This is a genomic window from Acidovorax sp. CF316 (assembly GCF_000276605.1).
Lineage (GTDB): Bacteria > Pseudomonadota > Gammaproteobacteria > Burkholderiales > Burkholderiaceae_C > Acidovorax.
In genome coordinates this window covers 88,403-112,161 of sequence record NZ_AKJX01000207.1, presented here as the reverse complement: position 1 = coordinate 112,161, position 23,759 = coordinate 88,403, and the positions used below count along the sequence as shown (strand labels likewise).

General features: G+C 69.2%; 22 protein-coding genes. 11 read left to right on the top strand and 11 right to left on the bottom strand.

All coding sequences use genetic code 11. The features are described from left to right. Window positions 1-187 precede the first annotated feature (187 nt). Window positions 188-670, top strand: coding sequence for a hypothetical protein (locus PMI14_RS25685; protein ID WP_007858890.1), 483 nt, complete (start codon window positions 188-190; stop codon window positions 668-670). Between the two features lie 108 nt (window positions 671-778). On the opposite strand, the gene PMI14_RS25680 is transcribed toward PMI14_RS25685, so the two are convergent. Beyond that, a complete protein-coding gene (locus PMI14_RS25680; RefSeq protein ID WP_007858888.1) occupies window positions 779-2,116 on the bottom strand; it encodes a lytic murein transglycosylase in 1,338 nt (445 codons plus the stop codon). Window positions 2,117-2,182: 66 nt separating this feature from the next. Between PMI14_RS25680 and sbcB the strand changes: the two genes are divergently transcribed. The 3 genes from sbcB to PMI14_RS25665 all read left to right on the top strand — a co-directional run bounded on the left by sbcB (window position 2,183) and on the right by PMI14_RS25665 (window position 6,916). Then, window positions 2,183-3,622, top strand: coding sequence for an exodeoxyribonuclease I (sbcB, locus tag PMI14_RS25675; protein WP_007858886.1), 1,440 nt, complete (start codon window positions 2,183-2,185; stop codon window positions 3,620-3,622). 45 nt (window positions 3,623-3,667) lie between these two features. After that, entirely contained in the window at window positions 3,668-4,918 is a 1,251-nt protein-coding gene (locus tag PMI14_RS25670; RefSeq protein ID WP_007858884.1) for a cystathionine gamma-synthase family protein, read from the top strand. Between the two features lie 108 nt (window positions 4,919-5,026). After that, window positions 5,027-6,916 carry a sigma-54-dependent Fis family transcriptional regulator gene (locus PMI14_RS25665; protein WP_007858882.1) on the top strand — a complete coding sequence of 630 codons (1,890 nt, stop codon included), beginning with the start codon at window positions 5,027-5,029 and terminating at the stop codon, window positions 6,914-6,916. A gap of 12 nt (window positions 6,917-6,928) precedes the next feature. On the opposite strand, the gene PMI14_RS25660 is transcribed toward PMI14_RS25665, so the two are convergent. Continuing rightward, window positions 6,929-7,726 carry an isocitrate lyase/phosphoenolpyruvate mutase family protein gene (locus tag PMI14_RS25660; RefSeq protein WP_007858880.1) on the bottom strand — a complete coding sequence of 266 codons (798 nt, stop codon included), beginning with the start codon at window positions 7,724-7,726 and terminating at the stop codon, window positions 6,929-6,931. A 21-nt stretch (window positions 7,727-7,747) separates the two neighbouring features. Further along, window positions 7,748-8,485, bottom strand: coding sequence for an SDR family NAD(P)-dependent oxidoreductase (locus PMI14_RS25655; protein WP_007858879.1), 738 nt, complete (start codon window positions 8,483-8,485; stop codon window positions 7,748-7,750). Window positions 8,486-8,592: 107 nt separating this feature from the next. On the opposite strand from PMI14_RS25655, the gene PMI14_RS25650 reads away from it, so the two are divergent. Further along, window positions 8,593-9,186 carry a TetR/AcrR family transcriptional regulator gene (locus tag PMI14_RS25650; protein ID WP_007858876.1) on the top strand — a complete coding sequence of 198 codons (594 nt, stop codon included), beginning with the start codon at window positions 8,593-8,595 and terminating at the stop codon, window positions 9,184-9,186. Window positions 9,187-9,225: 39 nt separating this feature from the next. Here PMI14_RS25650 and PMI14_RS25645 read toward each other — a convergent pair whose 3' ends face one another. Both PMI14_RS25645 and adh read right to left on the bottom strand, forming a co-directional pair. Beyond that, complete coding sequence (locus PMI14_RS25645; protein WP_007858874.1) at window positions 9,226-9,612, bottom strand: DUF779 domain-containing protein; 387 nt, start codon at window positions 9,610-9,612, stop codon at window positions 9,226-9,228. A 19-nt stretch (window positions 9,613-9,631) separates the two neighbouring features. Beyond that, window positions 9,632-11,152 carry an aldehyde dehydrogenase gene (gene adh / locus PMI14_RS25640; protein WP_007858873.1) on the bottom strand — a complete coding sequence of 507 codons (1,521 nt, stop codon included), beginning with the start codon at window positions 11,150-11,152 and terminating at the stop codon, window positions 9,632-9,634. 334 nt (window positions 11,153-11,486) lie between these two features. Here adh and PMI14_RS25635 point away from each other — a divergent pair, with 334 nt between their 5' ends. Beyond that, a complete protein-coding gene (locus PMI14_RS25635; protein ID WP_007858871.1) occupies window positions 11,487-12,827 on the top strand; it encodes a protein kinase in 1,341 nt (446 codons plus the stop codon). Here the strand turns inward: PMI14_RS25635 and PMI14_RS25630 are convergent. Both PMI14_RS25630 and PMI14_RS25625 read right to left on the bottom strand, forming a co-directional pair. Continuing rightward, window positions 12,802-14,181, bottom strand: a complete 1,380-nt coding sequence (locus PMI14_RS25630; protein WP_007858869.1) for an MATE family efflux transporter — start codon at window positions 14,179-14,181, stop codon at window positions 12,802-12,804. The genes PMI14_RS25635 and PMI14_RS25630 overlap by 26 nt on opposite strands. Before the next feature lie 2 nt (window positions 14,182-14,183). Then, entirely contained in the window at window positions 14,184-14,627 is a 444-nt protein-coding gene (locus PMI14_RS25625) for a VOC family protein (RefSeq protein ID WP_007858868.1), read from the bottom strand. Window positions 14,628-14,706: 79 nt separating this feature from the next. Here PMI14_RS25625 and PMI14_RS25620 point away from each other — a divergent pair, with 79 nt between their 5' ends. Further along, a complete protein-coding gene (locus tag PMI14_RS25620; RefSeq protein WP_007858866.1) occupies window positions 14,707-15,360 on the top strand; it encodes a TetR/AcrR family transcriptional regulator in 654 nt (217 codons plus the stop codon). Window positions 15,361-15,366: 6 nt separating this feature from the next. Here the strand turns inward: PMI14_RS25620 and PMI14_RS33740 are convergent, their stop codons facing one another. Both PMI14_RS33740 and PMI14_RS25610 read right to left on the bottom strand, forming a co-directional pair. Further along, window positions 15,367-16,938: an EAL domain-containing protein gene (locus PMI14_RS33740; protein WP_007858864.1), complete on the bottom strand. Its 1,572-nt coding sequence runs from the start codon at window positions 16,936-16,938 to the stop codon at window positions 15,367-15,369. Window positions 16,939-17,382: 444 nt separating this feature from the next. Beyond that, complete coding sequence (locus PMI14_RS25610; RefSeq protein WP_052024492.1) at window positions 17,383-18,090, bottom strand: HAD family hydrolase; 708 nt, start codon at window positions 18,088-18,090, stop codon at window positions 17,383-17,385. A 189-nt stretch (window positions 18,091-18,279) separates the two neighbouring features. On the opposite strand from PMI14_RS25610, the gene PMI14_RS25605 reads away from it, so the two are divergent. From PMI14_RS25605 to PMI14_RS25595, 3 genes are read left to right on the top strand one after another with little or no spacing between them, the layout of a single operon-like run. Then, the gene (locus PMI14_RS25605; protein ID WP_007858861.1) at window positions 18,280-18,780 is read left to right on the top strand and encodes a hypothetical protein; all 501 of its coding nucleotides are present in this window, start codon (window positions 18,280-18,282) and stop codon (window positions 18,778-18,780) included. Window positions 18,781-18,837: 57 nt separating this feature from the next. Then, window positions 18,838-19,461 (top strand): superoxide dismutase, encoded by a 624-nt coding sequence (locus tag PMI14_RS25600; RefSeq protein WP_007858860.1) that lies wholly within the window; start codon window positions 18,838-18,840, stop codon window positions 19,459-19,461. A gap of 57 nt (window positions 19,462-19,518) precedes the next feature. Further along, a complete protein-coding gene (locus PMI14_RS25595; RefSeq protein WP_007858859.1) occupies window positions 19,519-20,451 on the top strand; it encodes a ZIP family metal transporter in 933 nt (310 codons plus the stop codon). Between the two features lie 60 nt (window positions 20,452-20,511). Here PMI14_RS25595 and PMI14_RS25590 read toward each other — a convergent pair whose 3' ends face one another. Continuing rightward, window positions 20,512-21,408 carry an NmrA family NAD(P)-binding protein gene (locus PMI14_RS25590; protein WP_007858858.1) on the bottom strand — a complete coding sequence of 299 codons (897 nt, stop codon included), beginning with the start codon at window positions 21,406-21,408 and terminating at the stop codon, window positions 20,512-20,514. 121 nt (window positions 21,409-21,529) lie between these two features. Between PMI14_RS25590 and PMI14_RS25585 the strand changes: the two genes are divergently transcribed. Further along, window positions 21,530-22,501: an AraC family transcriptional regulator gene (locus tag PMI14_RS25585; RefSeq protein WP_007858857.1), complete on the top strand. Its 972-nt coding sequence runs from the start codon at window positions 21,530-21,532 to the stop codon at window positions 22,499-22,501. On the opposite strand, the gene PMI14_RS25580 is transcribed toward PMI14_RS25585, so the two are convergent. Beyond that, window positions 22,498-23,727, bottom strand: a complete 1,230-nt coding sequence (locus PMI14_RS25580; RefSeq protein ID WP_007858856.1) for a nucleoside recognition domain-containing protein — start codon at window positions 23,725-23,727, stop codon at window positions 22,498-22,500. The two genes, PMI14_RS25585 and PMI14_RS25580, sit on opposite strands and share 4 nt — an antisense overlap. Window positions 23,728-23,759 lie beyond the last annotated feature (32 nt).

Here is a 23,759-nt window from a genome sequence, read left to right as displayed (position 1 = left end):
GCAGGGCGGGCCAGCGCAAGCCCCCACGGACCGGGCTGGCCGGCGGGAGTGTCTGGTTTGCGCATCACCCGGGCGCGGTATGCGACCCCTGGGGCCTGCCGGGCCTTGGCGCCGCGTGGAGTGCGCGCTACATTGGGCGATTCGGCCGCTCCCGCGCGGCCCCTTCTTTCGCCGAGGCACCGATACCATGGCACTGACCCGATTCACCGCATCGTTGCTGCTGCTGGGATCCACCCTGGCATGGGGCGCGCATGCGAGCCCGACCGAATGCAGTGTGGGGGCCCGGTTCACCGCGGCACAGGCCGAGATCGATGCCGCGCTCAAGACCGTGGGTGATGGGCCGCTGCGCAACCGGGCGCGCCTGGAATCCCAGCTCAAGGCCAGCGGGGCCACGCGCGGCTGGTCGCAGGAGCAGCAGGCCGAGATGCTGCGCAAGGCCTACAGCTCTGCAGGCTACTGGGAGCTCGAGAAGGCCAAGCAACCGCACGTGTCCACGCTCATGCAGGCCGTGACGGCGAGTTCAGGCCCGGACCCCCGGGTCTCCAAATGCGCCGCCGCCAAGCAGGTGAAGGCCAGCGCCTGGGCCGTGGCCGACATCCACAGCCGCCAGTACGCCTATGTGGCGCGCGAGGTGGGGATCAGCCAGACCGTGCAGGCCAAGGCGCGTTGAACATCGCCACGCGCGGGTCGGCCAAGGATCCGCGGGCCTGGCTCATCGCGCAGCATTCGCGCAGATGCGCTTTCCTGGCCGAGTGACCCGCGGGGCAGGGCCTTCGCATCAGGGCGCAGCCAGCCGCTGCAGCAGCTCGGTGGTCGGGTAGCCATCGGCCACCATCCCCACGCTCTGCTGGTACTGGCGCAGCCCGGCACGCGTGGCCGGGCCCATCACGCCATCGGGGGTTCCGGCGTTGAAGCCGCGCTGGTTGAGCTGCGCCTGCAACTGCTGCATCTGGCTGCGCGACAGGGGAGCGAGGTCGCGCGGCCAGGCACCGGCTACGCCACTGCCGCCATCGATCTGGCGCGCCAGCAGGCCCACGGCCAGCGCATAGCTCACCGAGTTGTTGTAGCGCAGGATGGTGCGGAAGTTGGGCCCCACCAGGAAGGCCGGGCCGCGCGCGCCGGCCGGCGTGGCGATGGACGCGGCGTCCAGCGCGGGCAGGGGCTGGCCGTCCATGCCCTGCACGCCTTCCGCGGCCCACTGGGCAGCGGTCTGCCGCACATTCTGCTCGGCACGGGCGTAGTCGAAACCCGGCGGCAGCCGCACCTCCACGCCCCAGGGCTGGCCGGCCTGCCAGCCCATGCGCGCGAGGAAGTTGGCGGTGGAGGCTGCCACATCCGGGATGCTGCCCCAGATATCGCGGTGGCCGTCGCCGTCGGCATCGACCGCATAGGCCAGGAAGACCGAGGGCAGGAACTGCGTGTTGCCCATGGCACCGGCCCAGGAGCCCACCATGCGCTCGTCGCTGATGTCGCCCTGGTCCAGGATGCGCAGCGCGGCCAGCAATTCGCTGCGTGCCCAGGCCGCACGGCGGCCCTCGAAACCCAGCGTGGCCAGCGCATCCACCGCGCGGAAGTTGCCGAAGTTGCTGCCGTAGTTGCTCTCCATGCCCCAGATGGCCGTGATGATGGAGGAGGGCACGCCGTAGCGCGTGGCCGCGGCGTCGATGGCCGCCTGGTGCTCGGCCCGCTTGGCCTGGCCCTGGGCGATGCGCTGGGCCGATACCGCACTGTCGAGGTAGGCCCAGGGCGTGCGGTTGAATTCGGGCTGGGCGCGGTCGAGCTCGATCACGCGCGGCTGCAGCGTGGCATGGGCCAGCACCTGCTGCACGGTGGCCGGCCGGATGCCGGCGGCCAGGGCCTCGCGCGAGAAGCCGGCGATCCAGGCGGCAAAACCGGCCTGCTCGGTATCCTGGGGCGTGGGGCTGGTGACCGGGGCGGGTGCCACCGGTGCAACGGGCGGCCGTGGTGCGGGCGCCGCTGCAGGCGGGATGGGTGCGGGCGGTGTGGCGCAGCCTGGCAAGGCGAGGGCGCAGGCCATGGCCAAAGCGGTCAGGGCGGGGCGGGGTGCGGCATGCAGGACGCGGCGGGCAAAATGGGGGGCAAGCGAAATGGGCATTCCCCATTGTCCCGTGCCCGGCATACTTGCGGGTTCTGGTGTTTCTGACCGTAGCAATTTCATTTCATGCATACCTTTCTCTGGCACGACTACGAAACCTTCGGGGCCAACACGCGGCGCGACCGGCCCGCGCAGTTCGCCGCCATCCGCACCGATGCCGACCTCAACGAGATCGGCGAGCCGCTGAACATCTTCTGCCAGCCCGCCAGCGACTACCTGCCCGACCCGGTCTCGTGCCTGATCACCGGCATCACGCCCCAGCAGTGCCTGGAGCAGGGCATGCCCGAGCACGCCTTCGCCGCCCGCATCGAGGCCGAACTGGCCCGCCCCGGCACCATCGGCGTGGGCTACAACACCATCCGCTTCGACGACGAGATCACGCGCTTCATGTTCTGGCGCAACCTGATCGACCCCTATGCGCGCGAGTGGCAGAACCAGTGCGGCCGCTGGGACCTGCTCGACGTGGTGCGCATGACCTACGCCCTGCGCCCGGACGGCATCACCTGGCCCAAGAAGGAAGACGGCGCGCCGAGCTTCAAGCTCGAGCACCTCTCCAAGGCCAACGGCCTGCTGCACGAGGCCGCGCACGACGCCCTGTCGGACGTGCGCGCCACCATTGCCCTGGCGCGGCTCATCCGCCAGCACAACACCAAGCTCTTCGACTTCGCGCTCAGCCTGCACAAGAAGGACCGCGTGGCCGCCGAGCTGCGCCTGCCGGCCACGGCCATCACGGCCAAGCCCTTCCTGCACGTGTCTGGCATGTTCCCGGTGGAGCGCGGCTGCCTGGCCGTGATGTGGCCGCTGGCCAGCCACCCGACCAACAAGAACGAACTGATCGCCTGGGACCTGGCGCACGACCCGACGCCGCTGGCCAGCATGGGCGTGGAGGAGATCCGCCTGCGCATGTTCTCGCGCGCGGCCGACCTGCCCGAGGGCGTGACTCGCCTGCCGATCAAGACCATCCACCTGAACAAGTCGCCCATGGTGGTGGGCAATGTGAACACCCTCACGGCCGAGCGCGCCAGGCACTGGAACATGGACCTGCCCCAGGCCGCGCAGCACGCCGAGATCGCGCGCGTGCTGCCCGACATGAGCGGCATCTGGCCCCAGGTGTTTGCCCGCCCCGAAGAGCCCACGCCCGACGTGGACCAGGACCTGTACGGCGGCTTCGTGGGCAACGGTGACCGGCGCCAGCTCACCGACATGCGCGCCATGAGCGGCGAGAAGCTGGCGCGCACGCGCCTGTCGTTCGACGACCCGCGCCTGAAGGAGCTGGTCTGGCGCTACCGTGCCCGCAACTTCCCCCAGACGCTCACGCCCGAAGAGCACGAGCGCTGGGAGAAGCACCGCGCCGCCTGCCTGTTTGATGGCGCCGGCGGCGCCCGCACGGTGGAGCAGCTGTTCACCGAGATCGACAACCTGTCGGAGACCGCCGATGACGACCGCACCCAGGACATCCTCGGCGCGCTGTACGATTACGCCGAGCAGATAGCGCCCGAGCGCTGAGTTTTTGTTTTCCCCGATTCCGCAGAGCAGCAAGCCCGCATTCCCATGAGCAGCAGCAACGACAAGCCCACCCGCCAGTTCACCACCCAGATCGTGCACGCCGACCGCCTGGCCGGCACCGAATACGGCGCGGTGCACCAACCCATCCACACCTCGGTGCAGTACGGCTACGACAAGGTGGAAGACCTGATCGGCGTGTTCCAGGGCACGCTCAAGGGCGGCTTCAACTACGCGCGCCAGGGCACGCCCACCACGGCGGCGCTGGAGGCCAAGGTCACGCAGATGGAGCGCGGCCAGGGCAGCATCGTGTTCTCCACCGGCATGGCGGCCGTCTGCGCGGTGTTCCTGACCCTGCTCAAGGCGGGCGACCACCTGCTGGCCAGCCAATTTGTCTTCGGCAACACCAACAGCGTCTTCGGTACCCTGGCCGACCTGGGCATCGAGGTGACCATGGTGGACGTGACCGATGCGGCCCAGGTCGCGGCCGCCGTGCGCCCCAACACGCGCATGGTGTTCGTGGAGACCATTGCCAACCCCGGCACGCAGATCCCCGACCTCGAAGCCATCGGCACCCTGTGCAAGGAGCGCGGCCTGCTCTACGTGGTGGACAACACCGTGGCCTCGCCCTACCTGTTTCGCCCCGTGACCGTGGGCGCGGGCCTGGTCGTCAACTCGCTGACCAAGAGCATCGGCGGCCTGGGCGATGCGCTGGGCGGTGCGGTCACCGACACCGGCCTGTTCGACTGGAGCAGCTACCCCAACATCTTCGCGCCCTACCGCAAGGGCGACGCCAAGGGCTGGGGCCTGCAGCAGATCCGCAAGAAGGGCCTGCGCGACATGGGCGGCATGCTCTCGTCGCAGGCTGCGCACCAGCTGGCGCTGGGTGCCGAGACCCTGGCCCTGCGCATGGATCGCACCAGCACCACGGCCCTGGCCCTGGCCCGGTGGTTGGAGCAGCACCCCGCGATTGCCCGAGTGCACTACCCGATGCTCGAATCGCACCCGCAGCACGCCATTGCGCGCAAGCATTTCAAGGCCGGCTCGTGGCTGCTGGCCTTCGAGCTGCGCGATGCCGACCAATGCCTGGCTTTTTGCAACCGCTTGCAACTGCCGATCAAGGCCACGGGCCTGGCCGACACGCGCACGCTCATCATCCCGGTGGCGCACACCATCTTCTGGGAGGCAGGCCCGGCCGTGCGCGCCAAAATGGGCATTGGCGACGGCATGATCCGCCTGTCGCTGGGGCTCGAAGAGTTCGAAGACCTGCAGGCGGATTTCGCGCAGGCACTCGCTTGAAAACCCCTTGCGCCGGCTTGCCGTGCAAGCTGGCGCCAAGCTGGGCGTGCTAAGGTTTCCTGAAATGCCGGGTGGCACTGACTGCCCCGGCCGCAAGGAGACAAGCCCATGCACCTGGAGCCAACCGCCCTGGCGGCGCCGCGCGACCTGATCCCCCACGCCCATGCGCGTTCGGCCGCCTTCGGCCTGCGCGCGCAGGACGCCATGGATGCCATGCCCCTGGCCAGCGCCGACCTGCGCTGTGCGCTGCAGCGCAACCGCACCCTGGCCGACCATGCGCTGCCGGTGATGGAGACGCTCTACCACCAGATCGCGGGCACCCACAGCATGGTGCTGCTGACCGATCCCGAGGGCGTGATCCTGCACGCCCTGGGCGACGACGATTTCGTGGCCCGGGCCGACCGCGTGGCCCTGCGCCCCGGCGGGGTGTGGACCGAGGAGCGCAAGGGCACCAATGCCATCGGCACCGCACTGGCCCTGGGCCAGGCCGTGCAGGTGCACGCCGGCCAGCACTACCTGCGTGCCAACCAGTTCCTCACCTGCTCGTGCGTGCCCATCCTCGACCCGCAGGGCAGGGCGCTGGGCGCGCTGGACGTGAGCGGCGACCACCGCAGCCAGAGCAAGCACACCATGGCCCTGGTGCGCATGTCCGCCCAGATGGTGGAAAACCACCTCTGGAACCAGGTGCACGAGGACGCGGTGCGCCTGCACTTCCATGCCCGGCCGGAGTTCCTGGGCACGCTGGTCGAGGGCCTGGCCGCTTTCAGCCCCGACGGGCGCTTTCTCTCGGCCAACCGCAGCGGCCAGTTCCAGCTGGGCCTGTCGCACAGCGCGCTGCAGGCCCACACCTTTGGCTCGCTGTTCGGCGTGGACATGGGCCAGGTGCTCGACCACTGCCGCAGGGGGCACGCGGAGTTGCTCACGCTGCGCCTGCCGGGCGGCGTGACGGTGATGGCCCGGCCCGCGTACCGGCCGCAGGCCGAGCGCCTGTGGGTCGCGGGCCGGCCGGCCGAACCCGCGCGCGCCGCCGCCCGATCCTCCGGGCTCTCGGGCCTGCGCTACCTCAACACCGGTGACCCCGTGCTGGCCCTGGCCATAGCCCGCGTCACCAAGCTGCTGGGCCGCGACATCGCCACGCTGATCCAGGGCGAGACCGGCACCGGCAAGGAACTGCTGGCCCGTGCCATCCACCACGACGGGCCACGGCGCCAGGCGCCCTTCGTGGCGGTGAATTGCGCGTCCATCCCCGAGTCGCTGATCGAGTCGGAGCTGTTCGGCTACGAGGAGGGGGCCTTCACCGGCGCGCGGCGCAAGGGCAGCCCGGGCAAGATCGTGCAGGCCCATGGCGGCACCTTGTTTCTCGACGAGATCGGCGACATGCCCCTGGCCCTGCAGGCCCGCCTGCTGCGCGTGCTGCAGGAGCGCAGCGTGGCCCCGTTGGGCGGCACGCGCCAGGTCGAAGTGGACATCCAGGTGGTCTGCGCCACCCACCGCAACCTGCGCGAGATGATGGCTGAGGGCAGCTTCCGCCAGGACCTGTACTACCGCCTCAACGGCCTGGTGGTGCGCCTGCCCGCGCTGCGCGAGCGCAGCGACCTGGCGGCCATCGTGCAACGCATCCAGCAGTCAGGGGCCGACGGCGGCTCGCCACCGCTGCCCGTGTGCCCTGAGGTCATGGATCTTTTCGCGCGCTGCGCCTGGCCGGGCAACCTGCGCCAGCTGACCAATGTGCTGCGCACGGCGGCGCTGATGGCCGAGGGCGATACGGTCATCCGGCGCGAGCACCTGCCCGAGGATTTTCTGGAAGAGTGCGAAGAGGTTGCCGCCATGCCCCCGGGGCCTGCAGCGGCACCGGCTGCGCAGCCCCTGCAGGCCATCACCGCCGCCGCCATCGCCCAGGCCCTGGCCGCGCAGGGCGGCAATGTGTCGGCCGTGGCGCGTGCGCTGGGCGTGTCGCGCAATACCGTGTACCGGTACCTGCGCGCCCAAGCCGCGTGATCGCTGTCCAGGTCAGCTGAACAGGCCCTGCATCTGCGCATAGGGGATCTGCCCCTGCAGCTTGTCCGATTCGCCGCCCTGCAGGAAATCCGTCGCCAGCTTCGCGGCCTGCCCCCACAGCACCTGCGGGATGCCGGAGCCCGCGCTGAGCCGCCTCACGCCCAGGGCCTGCAGTTGCGTGGCGTTGGCCAGGCCGCCCCAGGCCATCAGGTTCAGCGGCAGGTCGACACCGGCCACGATGGCCTTGATCTGCCCAGCATCGGTGAGCCCGGGGACGAACAGGCCGTCGACGCCCGCCTTGCGGTACAGCTGGCCGCGTGCGATGGCTTCACCTGCCTGGCTGCCCTCATCGACCAGGCGCTGCAGCACCACGTCCGTGCGCGCATTGACGAAGAGGTCCAGCCCGTCCTTGGCCAGCCGCTCGCGGATCGCCTCGGCCTTGCGCGCCAGCAGCTCGGGGGGCTTGCGTCCGTCTTCGAGGTTGATGCCCGCAACGCCTTCGCCCGCCAGGCGCGCAGCCAGGTCGGCGACCTGGGCCGGGTCGTCGGAATAGCCGTCTTCCATGTCCACCGACAGGGGCACCTTGAGCACCCGCACCAGGTTCTTCGCGTACGCCAGCACCACGTCGACGGGCATGGCGTAGCCGTCAGGGTAGCCCTGGGACCAGGCCACACCGGCACTGGTCGTGGCGATGGCCGTCGCACCCAGGCTCTCGAAGAGCCGGGCGCTGGCGGCATCCCAGGCATTGGGCAGGCGCAGCAGGGTCGGGCTGGCATGCAGCGTGCGGAAAGTGGTTGCGGGTGCGGTCAAGGGGTCTCCTCCAGTAAGTCTTTACGCGAGCATACCGCCGTCGACCGTGAGCGCAGTGCCGGTGATGTACTGCGCCTTGGCGCTCGCGAGGAAGGCCACGGCGTGGGCGATGTCCTCGCCGCTGCCGTACTTGCCGACGGCGATGGGCTTGCGGATCAGGTCGGACAGCGGCCCGGCGGCCGGGTTCATGTCGGTGTCGATGGCGCCCGGCTGCACCAGGTTCACGGTGATCCCCTCGGGCCCGAGCTCGCGCGCCAGGCCCTTGGTGAACGAGGCCAGTGCGGACTTGGACATCGCGTAGATGCTCAAGCCCGGCCACTGCACCTGCTCGGCGAACCAGCTGCCGATGTGGATGATGCGCCCGCCCTGGCCCAGGTGGGGAATGGCCGCCTGGCTGGCGATGACCGGCGCGCGCACGTTCACGTTCAGGATCGCGTCGATGTCCGTCAGCACGGCGTCCTTGACCGGGCCCATGTGGAAGATGCCCGCGTTGTTGACCAGGATGTCGATGCCGCCCAGGAAGGCCACCGCCTTCTGTACCGAGGCCTGCACGGCCGCAGCGTCGGCACTGTCGGCCTGGATGGCGGTGCCTCGTCGCCCCAAGGCCTCGATCTCGCGGACGACGCCAGCAGCCAGGTCGGCCGACTTTTCATAGGTGATGGCGACGTCGGCGCCCTCGGCGGCCAGGGTCTTTGCAATCGCGGCGCCAATACCGCGGCTGGCCCCCGTGACGAGGGCGCGTTTGTTGGAAAGCAGCATGAATTACCTTTCTGTGTTGATCGACACAGAATGATTGCGGCATTGATCTTTGCTGTCAATCGATTTATTGTGTCGATCAACACAAAAATGACGAAAGGATGGATTCCATGCCGGTTCTGGGCCGACCGAGAGCGTTCGACCGCGATGCCGCCCTGCAGGCGGCCGTGGAGGTTTTCTGGCGCCAGGGCTTCCTGGCCACCTCGATGAACGACCTGTGCGCAGCCATGGGCATCCGCTCGCCCAGCCTGTACGCAGCGTTCGGCAGCAAGGAGGCGCTGTATGCCGAAGCCATCGACCGCTACAGCGCGGCCGCCAACGAACTGATCTGGGACCGCATCGATGACGGCCCCACGGTGCGGGCGGGCATGCAGAAGGTGCTGCTGGCGGCAGCCCAGGTGGTGGCCGGCCGCGACGACATGCCTTCGGGCTGCATGGTGACGCTGGCCACGGGCGAGGAGTGCCCGGGCGGCTCGCCCGATACCGCCCGGCACGCCCGCGAGGGCTCATTGGCCAAACTGCGCGCTGGGCTCCAGCGGGCGGTGACTACGGGTGAGCTGCCACCCTCCAGCAGCATCGACCGCCTGGCGCGCTTCTACCTGGGCGTGGTGCAGGGCATGGCCATCCAGGGGCGTGATGGCGCGGACCTGGCGGACCTGGAAGACATGGCCCGGACCGCCATGGCGGCCTGGCCGGAAAGATGAAATCCCCCTGCGCCGCAGCGCGCGCCAGGGGGATTGGCGTCAAGCCACCGGGCGCAGCCTCAGTGCCTGCGACTCTTCGTCGTTGAACAGCCGCGAACGGATCAGAAAGCGAAGCCCCGTGGGCCGCTCCAGCGAGAACATGCCGCCCCCGCCGGGCACCACGTCCACGGTGATCTGGGTGTGCTCCCACACCGCGAACTGCGGGCGGCTCATGTAGAAGGGCTCGCTCCCGATGTGCCCCAGCAGCACGTCGGAGTCGCCCACCAGGAACTCGCCGCGCGCAAAGCACATGGGGGCGCTGCCATCGCAGCAGCCGCCCGACTGGTGGAACATCAGTGGGCCATGCTGCGCATGCAGCCGCGCGATCAGTTCCAGGGCCTCGGGCGTGGCTGTGACGCGCTCGGGTGCTGCAAGGCTTGCCTGCATGGCGTCGTCCGGTTCGGGTTCAAAAGAACCCGAGCGGCGCCTGCGTGTAGCTCACCAGCAGGTTCTTGGTCTGCTGGTAGTGGTCCAGCATCATCTTGTGGTTCTCGCGGCCGATGCCCGACTGCTTGTAGCCGCCGAAGGCTGCGTGCGCCGGGTACTGGTGGTAGCAGTTGGTCCACACGCGCCCGGCCTGGATGCCCCTGCCCATGCGGAAGGCGCGGTTGCCGTCGCGGCTCCACACCCCGGCGCCCAGGCCGTAGAGCGTGTCGTTGGCGATCTCCAGGGCTTCCTCTTCGGTCTTGAAGGTGGTGACCGACAGCACGGGGCCGAAGATCTCCTCCTGGAAGATGCGCATCTTGTTGTGGCCCTTGAACACGGTCGGCTGGATGTAGTAGCCGCCGGCCAGGTCGCCCGCGAGGTGGTTGCGTTCGCCGCCGATCAGGCACTGCGCGCCCTCCTGCTTGCCCAGGTCCAGGTACGAGAGGATCTTCTCGAGCTGCTCCTGCGATGCCTGCGCGCCGATCATGGTGCTCTTGTCCAGCGGGTGGCCCTGCTTGATGGCGCCCACGCGCTTCAGGGCGCGCTCCATGAAGCGCTCGTAGATCGACTCCTGGACCAGCGCGCGGCTCGGGCAGGTGCAGACTTCGCCCTGGTTCAGCGCGAACATGGCAAAGCCTTCGAGCGCCTTGTCGAAGAAGCCGTCGTCGGCGTCCATCACGTCCTCGAAGAACACGTTGGGGCTCTTGCCGCCCAGCTCCAGCGTCACGGGGATGATGTTCTGGCTGGCGTACTGCATGATCAGCCGGCCTGTGGTGGTTTCGCCCGTGAAGGCGATCTTGGCGATGCGCGGGCTGCTGGCCAGGGGCTTGCCGGCTTCCAGGCCGAAGCCGTTGACGACGTTGAGCACGCCGGGCGGCAGCAGGTCGGCCACGATCTCCAGCAGCACCAGGATGGAGGCGGGCGTCTGCTCGGCCGGCTTGAGCACCACGCAGTTGCCGGCGGCCAGGGCCGGGGCCAGCTTCCACACCGCCATCAGGATCGGGAAGTTCCAAGGGATGATCTGCCCGACCACGCCCAGGGGCTCGTGGAAGTGGTAGGCCATGGTGTCGTGGTCGATCTCGCTGATGCCGCCTTCCTGCGCACGGATGCAGCCCGCGAAGTAGCGGAAGTGGTCGATGGCCAGCGGGATGTCGGCCGCCATGGTCTCGCGCAGCGGCTTGCCGTTGTCGATGGTCTCGGCCACGGCGATGGTCAAGAGGTTGGCCTCCATGCGGTCGGCGATCTTGAGCAGGATGTTGGCGCGGTCGGTGGTCGAGGTCTTGCCCCAGGCCGTTTTCGCCTTGTGGGCGGCGTCCAGCGCGGCGTTGATGTCCTTGTCGTTGGAGCGCGGGATGGCGGTGAACACCTGGCCGTTGATGGGCGAGCTGTTCTCGAAATACTGTCCGTCGATGGGGGCCACCCACTGGCCGCCGATGTAGTTGCCGTACTGCTTCTTGTAAGGGTTGGCGATGCCGAGGCTCGCGATTTCTGCCATGTTCATGCGTTTGTCTCCTGCGGTGGTTGGGTTGTGCCAGGCCCTGTCGGCGGGCCTGCAGCAGTAGATGGGCGCAATGCCCGTGCCAGCCGCAGCATGGGAGCGCTGGCAGCGCGAAAACCCAGCATCCATGCGGCTTGGGCCTCGTCTGCCAGCAACCCGTGGTGTGGGTATTGGGTGTGCCATGGCACAGCCCTTGTTCAGAAATGGAACAGCGGGCGGGACACTTGCGGCACACCACGGACCGTTGCCGGCGTGCAAAAAGCCACGGGTGGGGATGCCGCATGCGGTTGCAGGCCGCGGCTTTTGCCACAATGCGGGCATCGCCACCCGGATGCCCATGACCGCCACGCCCACCCTCATCCCCCCGACCATCGGCAAGTACCGCATCGAGCGCGAGCTTGGGCGCGGCGCCAGCGGCATCGTGTACCTGGGGCTCGACGGGTTCCGCGGCAAGCGCGTGGCCATCAAGCAGATGCACGCCCACCTGCTGGCCCAGCCCGACCAGGCCGAGCGCTACCGGCGCCTGCTGCGCAACGAGGCGGCCATGTCCGGCCGGCTCAGGCACCCCCACATCGTGCGCCTGCTCGATGCCGACGAGGACGCCGCCCAGCCCTACCTGGTGCTCGAATACGTGGACGGCCAGCCCCTGGCGGCCCATGCCCGGGCCGATGCCCTGCTGCCGGTGCCCCATGTGCTGGACATCGCCTTCAAGTGCTGCAATGCGCTCGAATACGCCTACCGCGAAGGCCTGGTGCACCGCGACATCAAGCCCGCCAACCTGATGCTGGCCGCCAACGGCGACGTCAAGCTCACCGACTTCGGCGCCGCGCTGTCGCTGCGCAGCGATGCCACGCAGCTCTCGGGCATGGTGGGTTCGCCCTCCTACATGTCGCCCGAGCAGGTGCGCGAGGAAGACCTCACGCACCACAGCGACATGTTCTCGCTGGCCATCGTGGTGTACGAGCTGCTCACCGGCCGCCGCCCCTTCGATGGCGAGACCGACTTCGCCACGCTCTACAAGATCAGCCACGAAGAGCCCACGCCCCCGAGCCTGCTGCGCGTGTCGCTGCCCGGGCATGTGGACGCGGTGCTGCTGCGCGCCATGGCCAAGAAGCCGACCGACCGCTTTGCCACCTGGGGCGACTTCGCCCAGGCCCTGCTCGACGCCCACCGCGACCTGCCGCGCCAGCGCTCGCAGGACACCGAGGCCGAGCGCTTCGGCCGGCTGCGCGAGCTGCCCTTCTTTGCCGACTTCCACGACGTGGCGCTGTGGGAGCTGATGCGCCTGGGCAACTGGCGCCGGCTGGAGCAGGGCACGGTGCTCATGCGCGAGGGCCAGCCCGGCGACTCGTTCTGCATCCTCATCGAGGGCCAGGTGACCGTGAGCCGCCAGGGCTGGACGCTGAGCACCCTGGGCCCGGGCGTGACCCTGGGCGAGATGACCTACCTGCGCCCCGACAACCGCCTGCGCACGGCCACCGCCGTGGCCGAGACCGAGGTGCTGGTGCTCAAGATCCGCAACCCCGCGCTGCGCGAGGCGTCCGAAGACCTGCAGTCGCGCTTCGACAAGGCCTTCATCAAGCTGCTGGTGGGCCGGCTGGTCGCCGCCAACGAGCAGATCGCCGAATGGGACATGGTGGCCGGCCAGGTGTTCACGCCGGACGACGAGCAGGGCTGACGCTCTCCTGGAAACCCCGCAGCACCCACCGCAGCCTTGCGTGAAAGGCCGCAGCCAGCACCGCGCTGAGCAGCGCCGCCGCCATCCAGCCACCCCATGCGCCCCAGCCCAGGGCCGGCACGCTGGCGCCCAGCGCATCGAGTGACAACCATGCCGCCAGCGGCACGAACAGCAGCAGCGAGCACACGGTGTTGACGGTACTGGCCCAGCGCACGTCGCCCAGGCCGCGCAGGGCAAAGGCACTGCCCAGGTTGATGGCATCGAGCACCTGGTACGCGGCCACCAGCCCGAGCAGCGAGGTGGCCAGGGCCAGCGCGGCCTGGCCGCCGGCCCCGGCATCGCTGCCCAGCAGCGCCGCCAGCAGGGGCGGGCCGACGAGCACCATGGCGGAGCCCACCAGGGCCATCCAGCCCGCCATCAGCCACAGGCTGGCGCGCACCAGGGGCGCTATCTGGTGGCGCTGGCCCGCTCCCATGGCATGGCCCACCAGCGTGGCACTGCCCGTGGCCAGGCCCAGCGCCGGCCAGAAGGCCAGGCCGGTGAGCGACAGCAGCAGCAAGGTGGCCGCACCCTCGGCGGGGCCGATGTGCGACATCAGGAGCTGGAACAACGCCATCGCCAGCACATCGGCCGCGGCGGCCACGCCGATGGGCAGGCCGGTGCGCAGCAGCTCCACGGTGCGGGCTCGCAGGGAGCCGAGGGACGATCTCCAGCCCGCGCGGGGAACCATGCCCAGCCCTGCCGCCACACCGACCAGATTGGCCAGCGTGGATGCGTGGGCCGAACCTGCGAGGCCCAGGCCCGCATCGAAGATCAGCCACTGGTTGAGCGGCACATTGGCCACGGCCGCCGCCAGGCTGGCCCTCAGGCTGGCCCGCGTGCGGCCCAGGCCGGCCAGGTAGCTCGACACCGCGAACAGCAGCACCACCGATACCCCGCCCGCCATGCGCGGCTGCCAGTACTGCACGGCCTGCGCGGTGGACTCCGCGGGCAACTGCCACAGCGCAAACAGCCAGGGCCCGGCCCAGGCCAGCGCCCAAAAGCAGGGCAGGGTGAGCGCGGCGGCCAGCAGGCCCGCGGGCAGGTAGGCCCGTGCGGCCTGCACCTGGCCCGCACCCAGGGCCTGGGCCACCGGCACCTGCACGGCAAACGCCACGCCGCCCAGGCCCACGAACACCGCCAGGTTCAGGAAGGTCTGCGCCCCCAGACCGGCCAGGGCATCGGCCGAGATGCGGCCGGCGAACCAGGTATCCGTCACGCCGACCACGGCCTGCAGCGAGTAGGTGGCGATCAGTGGCCAGGAGATGGCCAGCAAGGCACGTACGGGGCCCGGGGTGGTGGTTGTTTCGGCCATGGTCAGCCAGCCAGGTACGGGTCCCAGAAGCCCTCGGCGGGCTCGGCCTGCTCCACGATGTCGAGCACCAGGCCCGAAGGATCGCGCACCTGGAAGCGCACCTGGCCCCAGGGCTCGTGCTGCACGGCATGGACGATTTCCACGCCGGCCGCGCGCAGGCGAGCCTCTTCGCGGCGGGCATCGTCCACCTGCAGGGTCAGCAGCAGGCCCTGGCCGTTGAAGACCTCGGGGCCTGGCGGGCGCGAGGGATGGTCGGGCGCCATGAAGGCGATGGACGCCGCACCGCCCTCGCTGCTGTTGCGCGACAGCAGCACGAACCACGAGGCTTCGAAGACCACCTCGAAACCCAGGTGCTGCACGAAGAAGTCGCGCGAGGCCGGGACGGTGGCGGTGGTGACCAGGGGATAGGCGGAGGTCAGTTGCGAAAGGGGGGACGGGGTTGGCATGGTGGCTCCTGTTGCATCGGATGAGTACTGCGTACATACTGCCTGTATGTTCAATTAAATATAGATACGTACAGTCTGTATGTCAACAGGAAAACCCATTCCCGGCCCCGCCGCGGGCAATCGGCGCCTGGAGCAGGGCGCCCAGTCGCGCACCAAACTCATTGCGGCGGCGCGCGCGCTGTTCGAGAGGGACGGCTATGCCGCCACCTCCACCGAGGCGCTGCTGGCGGCCACGGGCCTCACGCGCGGCGCGCTGTACCACCACTTTCGCGACAAGAAAGACCTGTTCGTGGCCGTCTGCGAAGCGGTGCATGCCGAGCTCAGCGCCGCCATCGACGGGGCGGCCGATGCAGAGGCGACCCCGCCGGACCAGTTGGTGGCGGGTGCATTGGCCTGGATCGATGCGGTGTCGCGGCCCGGCCCGCGCCAGGTGCTGCTGATCGACGGCCCCTCGGTGTTGGGCGCCCAGGCCTGGGCGGAACTCGACGGGCGCCATGGCTACCAGCAGCTGCATGCCGTGGTCGCCGAGATCCTGGCGCCCGCGGGCCTGGCACTGCTGGAGGTCGATGCCTGCGCCTCGGCCTTGAACGGCGCCATCAACGAGCTGGCGCGCTGGCTCGCGCGCCACCCTGCCGACGAGCACCCGGGCGCGCGCGATGCTGCCATCGCCGCGCTGCAGCGGGTGTGCGTGAGCGTGCTGCCGGCCGAAGGAAAAGCGGGGAGGGGCGCCTGAGCGCGTCTATCGAGCTGCCTGGGCCTTGAGCCCTGCCAGCAGCTCGGCCAGTGGCATGGCCTTGGCAAACAGCCAGCCCTGCGCATGCCGCACGCCGCGCTCGCGCAGGAAGTCGGCCTGGAACTGGGTTTCCACGCCCTCGGCGATCAGGTCCAGCCCCAGCTTCTGCGCCATCTCGATGATGTGCGTGGTGACCGGGCTGATGGCGGCCTGCGCGCCGATGCTGGCGATGAAGATGCGGTCGATCTTGAGCGTGTCGATGTCGATGGATTCGAGCATGGACAGGCTCGAATAGCCGGTGCCGAAGTCGTCCATGGCGATGGACGCGCCGATCTGTCGGCCCGCCTGCAATGCGGGCCTGGCGGCCTCGACGTCCACCAGGCCGCGCTCGGTCACCTCCAGCATCAAGGCCCCCGGTGGCAGGTCCTGGGCGTCGAAGCGCTGCTGCAGGTATTGCACGGGCCCGTCGGCCACCAGGTCCTGGGGCGAGAGGTTCAGACTGACGTGAAAGCCCGGGCTGGCCTTGAGCACATCGGGCAGGTCTTCGAGCACGCGGTCCATCACGTAGCGGGTGATGTGCGCCACTACGCCGGTGCGCTCTGCCTCGGCGATGAATTCGTCGGGCGGCACCAGGGTGGCGTTGGCCTTGCCGTTGCCACGGCGCCAGCGCAGCAGGGCCTCTGCGCCCACCCAGCGGCGGGTCTGCAGGTCCACGATGGGCTGGTACAGCACGAAGAACTCGCGCCGCCTGAGGCCCGCACGCAGCCGGGACCGGGAGGACAGGGTCCAGCGCGTGAGCGCCGCCACTCCCAGCGCCAGGGTGGCGCTGGCCACCAGCCCCAGAGGTGCCAGCACCAGCGCCTGGGCCGCCAGGCCCTCGTAGGCCAGGGCCTTGGGCGCGGCGGCCAGGGCCGCGATGTTGTTCTCCTGGGAGCTGCGAAACACGATGTGGTGCGTGTCGCTTTCCACCAGGCTGGGGGCGGGGGCCTGGTAGAGGTCCAGCCAGGCCTCCTGCAGTGGCCCCCGGGAGCGGATCAGCGCCTTGGGGGTGGTGATCGCCAGGCCCAGCGACACATCGGCATGCAGCACCGGCATGTCGATCACGATGCCGGGGTGGATGATCACCGCATGGCCGTTGCGCGCATAGATGTGGAAGGGCTGCTCGGGCGCGAAGGGCAGGCGCGCTCCGATCCAGCTGGAGATGCCCGAGGAGGTGACCATCGGCTTGCCGGCCAGTGCCACCGGACCGCTGCCCAGGGTGAGCGTGCTGCAGACCAGCGTCCCTTCCACCACCGAACCCATGCCCTGCAGGTAGAACGAGGTGCCCACCATCTGCTGCATGCGCGCCAGGCTGGCCTGGCCGCAGGGTGGGCTGGGGTCCTTGTCGAGCTCGTTCAAGGCCGCCACCAGCTGCTGGCGCGAGGCGATGCCCCGGCGCAGCACCTCGTCCGCCAGCGAGGTCAGGTAGGCCACCTGGTCATCCCGGGCCTTGCGCTGTGCCAGGTAAAGCGAGGCCGCGATGGGAATCAACGCCGCCAGCAGCAGGGGGACCGAGGCAACGACGTAGAAGCGTTTCATGGGTGCGGCGGTGAGAGGAGGTGCCTTGCAATGAGGGTCGATGCTGGCGTGTTTTGGGGTGGTGGGCAATCGGCCGGACCCTGCCATCGGATGGGTCTCAGTGTCCCGGATCGGCCTCTCACCTGGGCTCGAATGTTACTACTTGTTAATGGATAGGCCTGCTCCATGCCAGGTTTGGCTTTCACACCATCAGCCTCAAGAACTTGGGGTGGTGCAGGTGACCCTCTTCGCTGCCGCATGGTCTTTCGTGAGAACCCATGTTCGCTGATTTGGTACCGACCTGGCCTGCGGGCTTTCACTGGGCCCTTGCGCGCCTATGGACCCCATCCAGCGTTGCGAGCACATGTTGGAGGTCAGGCCGGCCAGTTTCGCAACGTCGGATCGCGCAGCACCATCCGACCTTACCCCGACCTCACCCGGCTGTGAAGGCCTGTCGTCCGGGACTTACCCGCGCGCCGGGGTGGGCACCGCGGTCAGCGCAGCGATCGAGGGTATGCAGAAATCCGCCACATCCGCGCCGCCGCCGCAGGCCGTGACCCAGCAGGTTGCCATCCCCAGCGCCTTGGCTGGAGCAATATCCCGCTCAAGGCTGTCGCCGACGAACAGCACATCCTGGGGCGGCAAGTCCAGCATACCCAGCGCTTGCAGGAGTAGTCGGGGGGAGGGCTTGATGGACCTCGTGTCCGAAGAGAAGACTTGGCATTCCAGCACGGGCGCGACCTTCGACCGGCGCAGCTCGGGCTGCCAGTGGTGGGAGGGCGCCCAGAGGTTGCTCACCAACCCCATCCGGTGGGACCGGGCCAGCGTGAGAAGCACCTGTGCTGCCCATTCCGGGACCACGCCCACCTCGTGCCTTGCAATGACAAGCTCCAGAAGCCGGGCCTCGTGCCTGGACGGTATGCTGTGTTTGGCAAGCGTCTCTCGCAGGGACGGGAAGTCGTCGACAAGGGCAGGGTTGGTGTAGTCGGCAAGAAAGCCCGCCACGGCTGCGCCAACGCAATGCGCAACGGCTTCTGCAGACAGCGCAGCGCCGCCCACAGCGCGGTAGGTGGCATCGAAGTCTTCGCCGGGCCCCAGGCGGTCGCCGCCAAACATGAACGTTTCGTTCATGTCGAACAGCAGGGCCTTGTAGCGATGGAGAGGGGGAACCATGGAGGCAATGGTGCCTGATCCGTGCCACAGGTGGCTCGCAAAGACGGGCCGCACCGGGCTGTGCGCTTTCCCTGATGTGCCCGCCACAAAACCCCTCGCTGGACAATACGAATGAGAATGCATATCATTTTAATTGCCTGAGTACGCTACACCCGTCCACCGCAAAAGGCTCCCACCAGGAGCATTGCCATGGACCTGCGTCACGCATCCAGCCCTTCGATTGCCACCACCGCCCGGGACGCCCTGGCGCCCGAGCCCGCCACGCTGGCGCATTGGGAGCGCACGCTGCAGCGCGCCAATGCGGCGCTGCACATGGAACAGCCCGTGATGGCGCTGGCCTACCAGCAGCAGGCCTTGGTACTGGCGCTGCGCATCGTGCAGGCACCCCCCGCCGGCCGGGAAGACGACTGCATTGCCGCCCTGGTGGTCTCGCACCTGAACCTGGCCGACCTGCAGGCCGAAGCCGGCGCGCTGGACGCGTCTGCGCAGTTGCTGTGCAGCGTGCATGCCACGCTGCTGGGCCTGATGGCCGATGGCAGCCAGGGCACCGCCCTGCAGCGGGCGGCCTGGCGCCACAGCCGCGAATCCCATGCCGCGCTGCTGCGCCACGTGCAGGCCCATGGCCCGCACCCCGACACCACCGCCGTGCTGGCCGCCGCCTCGGGCGTGCTGCAGGGCACGGCGCATTGAGCTTCCCCGATTTTTTCCACCTGGCCATTGACGATTCACCCCACCTGAAAGGAACCCATGCTCTATTCGCTGCCTGCCTTGCCCTATGCCTATGACGCGCTGGAACCCCACATCGATGCCCGCACGATGGAGATCCACCACACCAAGCACCACCAGACCTATATCAACAACCTGAACGCCGCGCTGGACGGCACGCCCCACGCCGGCCTGCCGGTGGACGAGCTGGTGGCCGGCATTGCGCAATTGCCCGAGAACCTGCAGGGCCCCGTGCGCAACAACGGTGGCGGCCATGCCAACCACACGCTGTTCTGGACCGTGATGTCGCCCACGGGCGGCGGTGAACCGCAGGGCGCGCTGGCCGAGGCCGTCCAGGCGGACCTGGGCGGCTTCGATGCCTTCAAGGACGCTTTTACCAAGGCCGCGCTCACGCGCTTTGGCAGCGGCTGGGCCTGGCTGTCGGTGAACAGCGCCGGCAAGCTGGTGGTGGAGAGCTCGGGCAACCAGGACAGCCCGCTGATGGCCGGCCTGCTGTCGGGCAACACCCCCATCCTGGGCCTGGACGTGTGGGAACACGCCTACTACCTGCAGTACCAAAATCGCCGCCCCGAATACATCGCGGCGTTCTATAACGTGGTGGACTGGGCCGAGGTGGCCCGCCGCTACGCCCTGGCGCGCGGCTGAATCGATCCGCACTGCCGCGCCCTGCGCCCTGACCCGATGCCATCCGGAGCCGACACCATGCCCGTTCCCCCGCCGTCACCCGACAACGCCGCGCTGCCTGCCGGCCATGCCCCTGCTGCCCGCCAGTCCTTGCACTTGCGCCAGTGGTTGGGCCTTGCCATCGTGCTGACCGGGGGCGTGGTCGGCACGCTGCAGATCTGGCAGTGGATTGCGCAGCAGCCGGTGGTGCTGTCGGCGCTGCTGGGCGGCAGCGTTGCGGCCCTGGCCACGGCCCTGGGCACGCTGCCGGTGATGCTCTCGCAGCGCATCTCCGAGCGCACGCAGGACACGCTGTTCGGCTTTGGCGCGGGCGTGATGCTGGCGGCCTGCTCGTTCTCGCTCATCATCCCGGGCATCAATGCCTCGCGCGCCGCCGGTGCCGGGGCCTGGGAGGCGGGCGGCACCATGGGTGCGGCCATCCTGCTCGGTGCGCTGGTGCTGCTGCTGATGGAGCGCCTGCTGCCGCACGAGCATTTCATCAAGGGCGTGGAGGGCCAGACCTCGCGCACGCTGCGGCGCACCTGGCTGTTCGTGTTCGCGATCGCGCTGCACAACCTGCCCGAGGGCCTGGCCATCGGCGTGGGCTATGCCAGCGGCGACACCATGCGCGCCGGCGCCCTGGCCACGGGCATCGCCATCCAGGATGTGCCCGAGGGCCTGGTGGTGGCCGTGGCCCTGCTGGCCGCCGGCTACAAGCGCTGGCTGGCCGTGGGCTTGGGCATGGCCTCGGGGCTGGTGGAGCCCATCGGTGCGGTGATCGGCGCCGCCGTGGTCAGCTACTCGGTGAGCCTCTTGCCCTGGGGCCTGGGCTTTGCCGCTGGCGCCATGCTGTTCGTGATCAGCCACGAGATCATCCCCGAGTCGCACCGCAAGGGCCACGAGGCCTGGGCGACCGGGGGGTTGATGCTGGGCTTCGTGATCATGATGGTGCTGGATACGGCCCTGGGCTGATACCGCGCCCCGCATGACCAACGGCCACGGCAGTGCAGATTGCCGTGGCCTTTCTGCATTTCAGGGCAGGGCGTCGTAAGCCGCCTTGATGGCCGGGGCCAGGGATTGCAGTGGGGTGGCGGTGGTATTGCGCGCATTGCGCCCCTCCACCGAGCGCACGCGCCCTTCGTTGAGGGCGCGCGCCATCTCGGCCAGCAGGTAGGCCAGGTCGGGCGCAATGCCGGCCTGGGCCATGCCCTGAGCGGCGGCGTCATACGGAAGCTGCTGGTAGGCCAGCGCCGGCTGGCCGATCACCCCGCCCACGAAGGTGGCGAGCTGCTCGTGGCTCAGGTCCCCGGGGCCCAGCAGCTCGCGCACGCTGTGGCCTGTCCAGCCGCGCTGGTCCAGCGCCGCGGTGGCCGCATCGGCAATATCGCGCGTGGCGATCATGGGGATGGGCAGATCGGGCGCAAAGGCATCGGCCAGGCTGCCGCCGTATTTGACGCCGGGCAGCAGGTTGAACAGGCCCTCGTAGAACATGGCCGGGCGCAGCCTGAGCACGTGGCTGTGCTGCAGCGTGGCCAGGCGCTGTTCCTGCTCGTGCAGGCTGACCAGCACACCCGTGCCGGCAGGCTGCTCGGCGCCCAGGCTGCTGAGCGCCACCACATGCGGCACGCGCGCCGCCTGCAGCGCCGCCACGATGGCCTGGCCCTGGGTGCGCTGCAGCTCCACGAAACCGGGGGCCGTGGGGTCGAAGGGCATCATGGCGTAGACGGCGTCGGCGCCTTCGAAAGCGCGGGTGAGGTAGGCCGGGTCGGCGGCATCACCCACGTGCACCTGCGCACCCTGTTGCCGCAAGGCGTCGAGCCGCTCGGCCGAGCGGCCCAGGGCACGCACGCGGTGGCCCAGGGCAAGGAGGTTGCGGGCGATCACGCTGCCCGTGTGGCCGGTGGCACCCATCACTGCGATGTCTGACATGTGGAACTCCGAGGGGTTGTGGAACAAACAGGCGTCCAGTGTCTCGGCCAGCGTCCGGCATGCCAATGATGAATAGAAGGTGTTTTTTGATTATTCGTCCAGATCGGATTAGGATGGCGGCATGGACATCCAGGTTGAAGCCGCCTCTGCCGCCACCGACCCGCTGGGCCGGGCCCTGCACCTGTTGCGCATGACGGGCGTGATCTACTGCTACTCCTATCTGCACCCGCCCCTGGGCATTGCGCTGCCGCCGATCCCGGGCTGCCTGATGTTCCACGCCATCACGGCGGGCGAATGCTGGCTGCGCGTGCCGGGCGCCGAGCCCGTGTTGCTGCGGGCCGGTGACTTCGCGCTGGTGCCGCGCGGTGAGGGGCACGACCTGCTGTCCACCGCCACCTCGCAGGCCGACGATTTCTTCGACCTGCCGCGCGTGCAGCTCGGCGGGCGCTTCGAGATCATGCGCCACGGCGAAGGCAACGCGCCTGTCGCCCTGGTGTGTGGTGCCGTGCGTTTTGACGATGTGCTGGCCCGCCGCCTGGTGCATGCGCTGCCGCGCCAGATCGTGCTCGGCGGGCAGTCGCTGGGCCCATCGAACTGGCTCGCGCCCATCCTGGCGCTGCTGCAGGAAGAGGTCCAGCACCTTCGGCCCGGCGGCGAGGCCGTGGCCACGCGCCTGGCCGACGTGCTGGTGCTACAGGCCATCCGCACCTGGCTGCAGAACGACCCGGGCGCGCGCACCGGCTGGCTGGGCGCCCTGCAGGACGCCCAGCTCGGCCCGGCCCTGGTGCTCATGCACGAGCAGCCCGGCACGCCCTGGACCCTGGCTTCGCTGGCCAGCGCCGTGGCCATGTCGCGCTCGGCCTTTGCCGCGCGCTTTGCGGCATCGGTGGGCATGCCGGTGATGCAGTACCTGACCCTTTGGCGCATGGCCCTGGCCCAGTCGCGCCTGCAGGAAGGGCAGGTGCGCCTGGCCGAGCTGGCCGACAGCCTGGGCTACCAGTCGGAGGCGGCGTTCAGCCGGGCCTACAAGCGCTGGTCGGGGCGTTCGCCTGGGAGTGAGCGGCGGGTGGAAGCCGCCACCGCCTTGGTTTAGCCAAAGAACCAGTAGCAGACGGCGATGGCGGCAATCACACCCGCCAATTCGGCCAGCAGCGCGCACGCCACCGAATGCCGCGCACGCTGGATCCCCACCGCACCGAAGTACACCGCCAGCACATAGAAGGTGGTCTCGGTGCTGCCCTGGATGATGGCCGCCGCGCGGGCGGCGAAGCTGTCCACGCCCTGGGTCTGCATGGTCTCGATCAGCATGGCGCGGGCGGCGCTGCCCGAGAAGGGCTTGACCAGGGCGGTGGGCAGGGCGTCCACGAAGCGGGTGTCGGCACCGACCGCCTCCACGCACCAGCGGATGGCGTCGAGCACATAGCCCAGCGCGCCCGAGGCGCGGAACACGCCCACTGCGCAGAGCATGGCCACCAGGTAGGGCAGCAGGCCCTTGGCCACGTCGAAGCCCTCGCGCGCGCCTTCGATGAAGGCCTCGTACACGGCCACCTTGCGCCAGGCGCCCAGCACCACGAACAGCACCACCAGCGAGAACAGCGTGAGGTTGCCCAGCAGCGACGACAGGCTGGCCAGGGCCGCGGCGCTCAGCGTGGTCAACAGCGCCATGAAGCCGCCCAGCACCAGCGCCACGGGCAGCAGGTAGGCCAGCGCCACGGGGTGCCACAGCGGCAGCCGCTGCACCACGGCCACGGCCAGCAACCCGACCAGGGTGGAGACGGACGTGGCCAGCAGGATGGGCAGGAAGACCAGGGTCGGGTCCGGCGCGCCCTGCTGCATGCGGTACATGAAGATGGTCACCGGCAGCAGCGTGAGCGACGATGCATTGAGCACCAGGAACAGGATCTGCGCGTTGGTGGCGGTGTCGGGCCGGGGGTTGAGCTCCTGCAGCGAGCGCATGGCCTTGAGGCCCATGGGCGTGGCCGCGTTGTCCAGCCCCAGCGCGTTGGCGGCAAAGTTGAGCGTGATCAGCCCCAGGGAAGGATGGCCGCGCGGCACCTCGGGCATGAGCTTGGCGAACAGCGGCGCCAGCCAGCGGGCGAGGGCGTCGACGATGCCGGCCTTTTCGGCAATGCGCAGAAAGCCCAGCCACAGTGTGAGCGTGCCGAACAGCAGCACCATCACCTCGACCGAGAGCTTGGCCATGGCGAACAGCGCCTCGACCATGCTGCCGAAGATCTGCGCATTGCCGCCCACCAGCCACTGGGCGAAGGCCGCCACGGCGGCGATGATGAAAAAACCCAGCCAGAGGGTGTTGAGCATCCGGTCTCCAGGAAATTGCAGCTTCCAAGGTT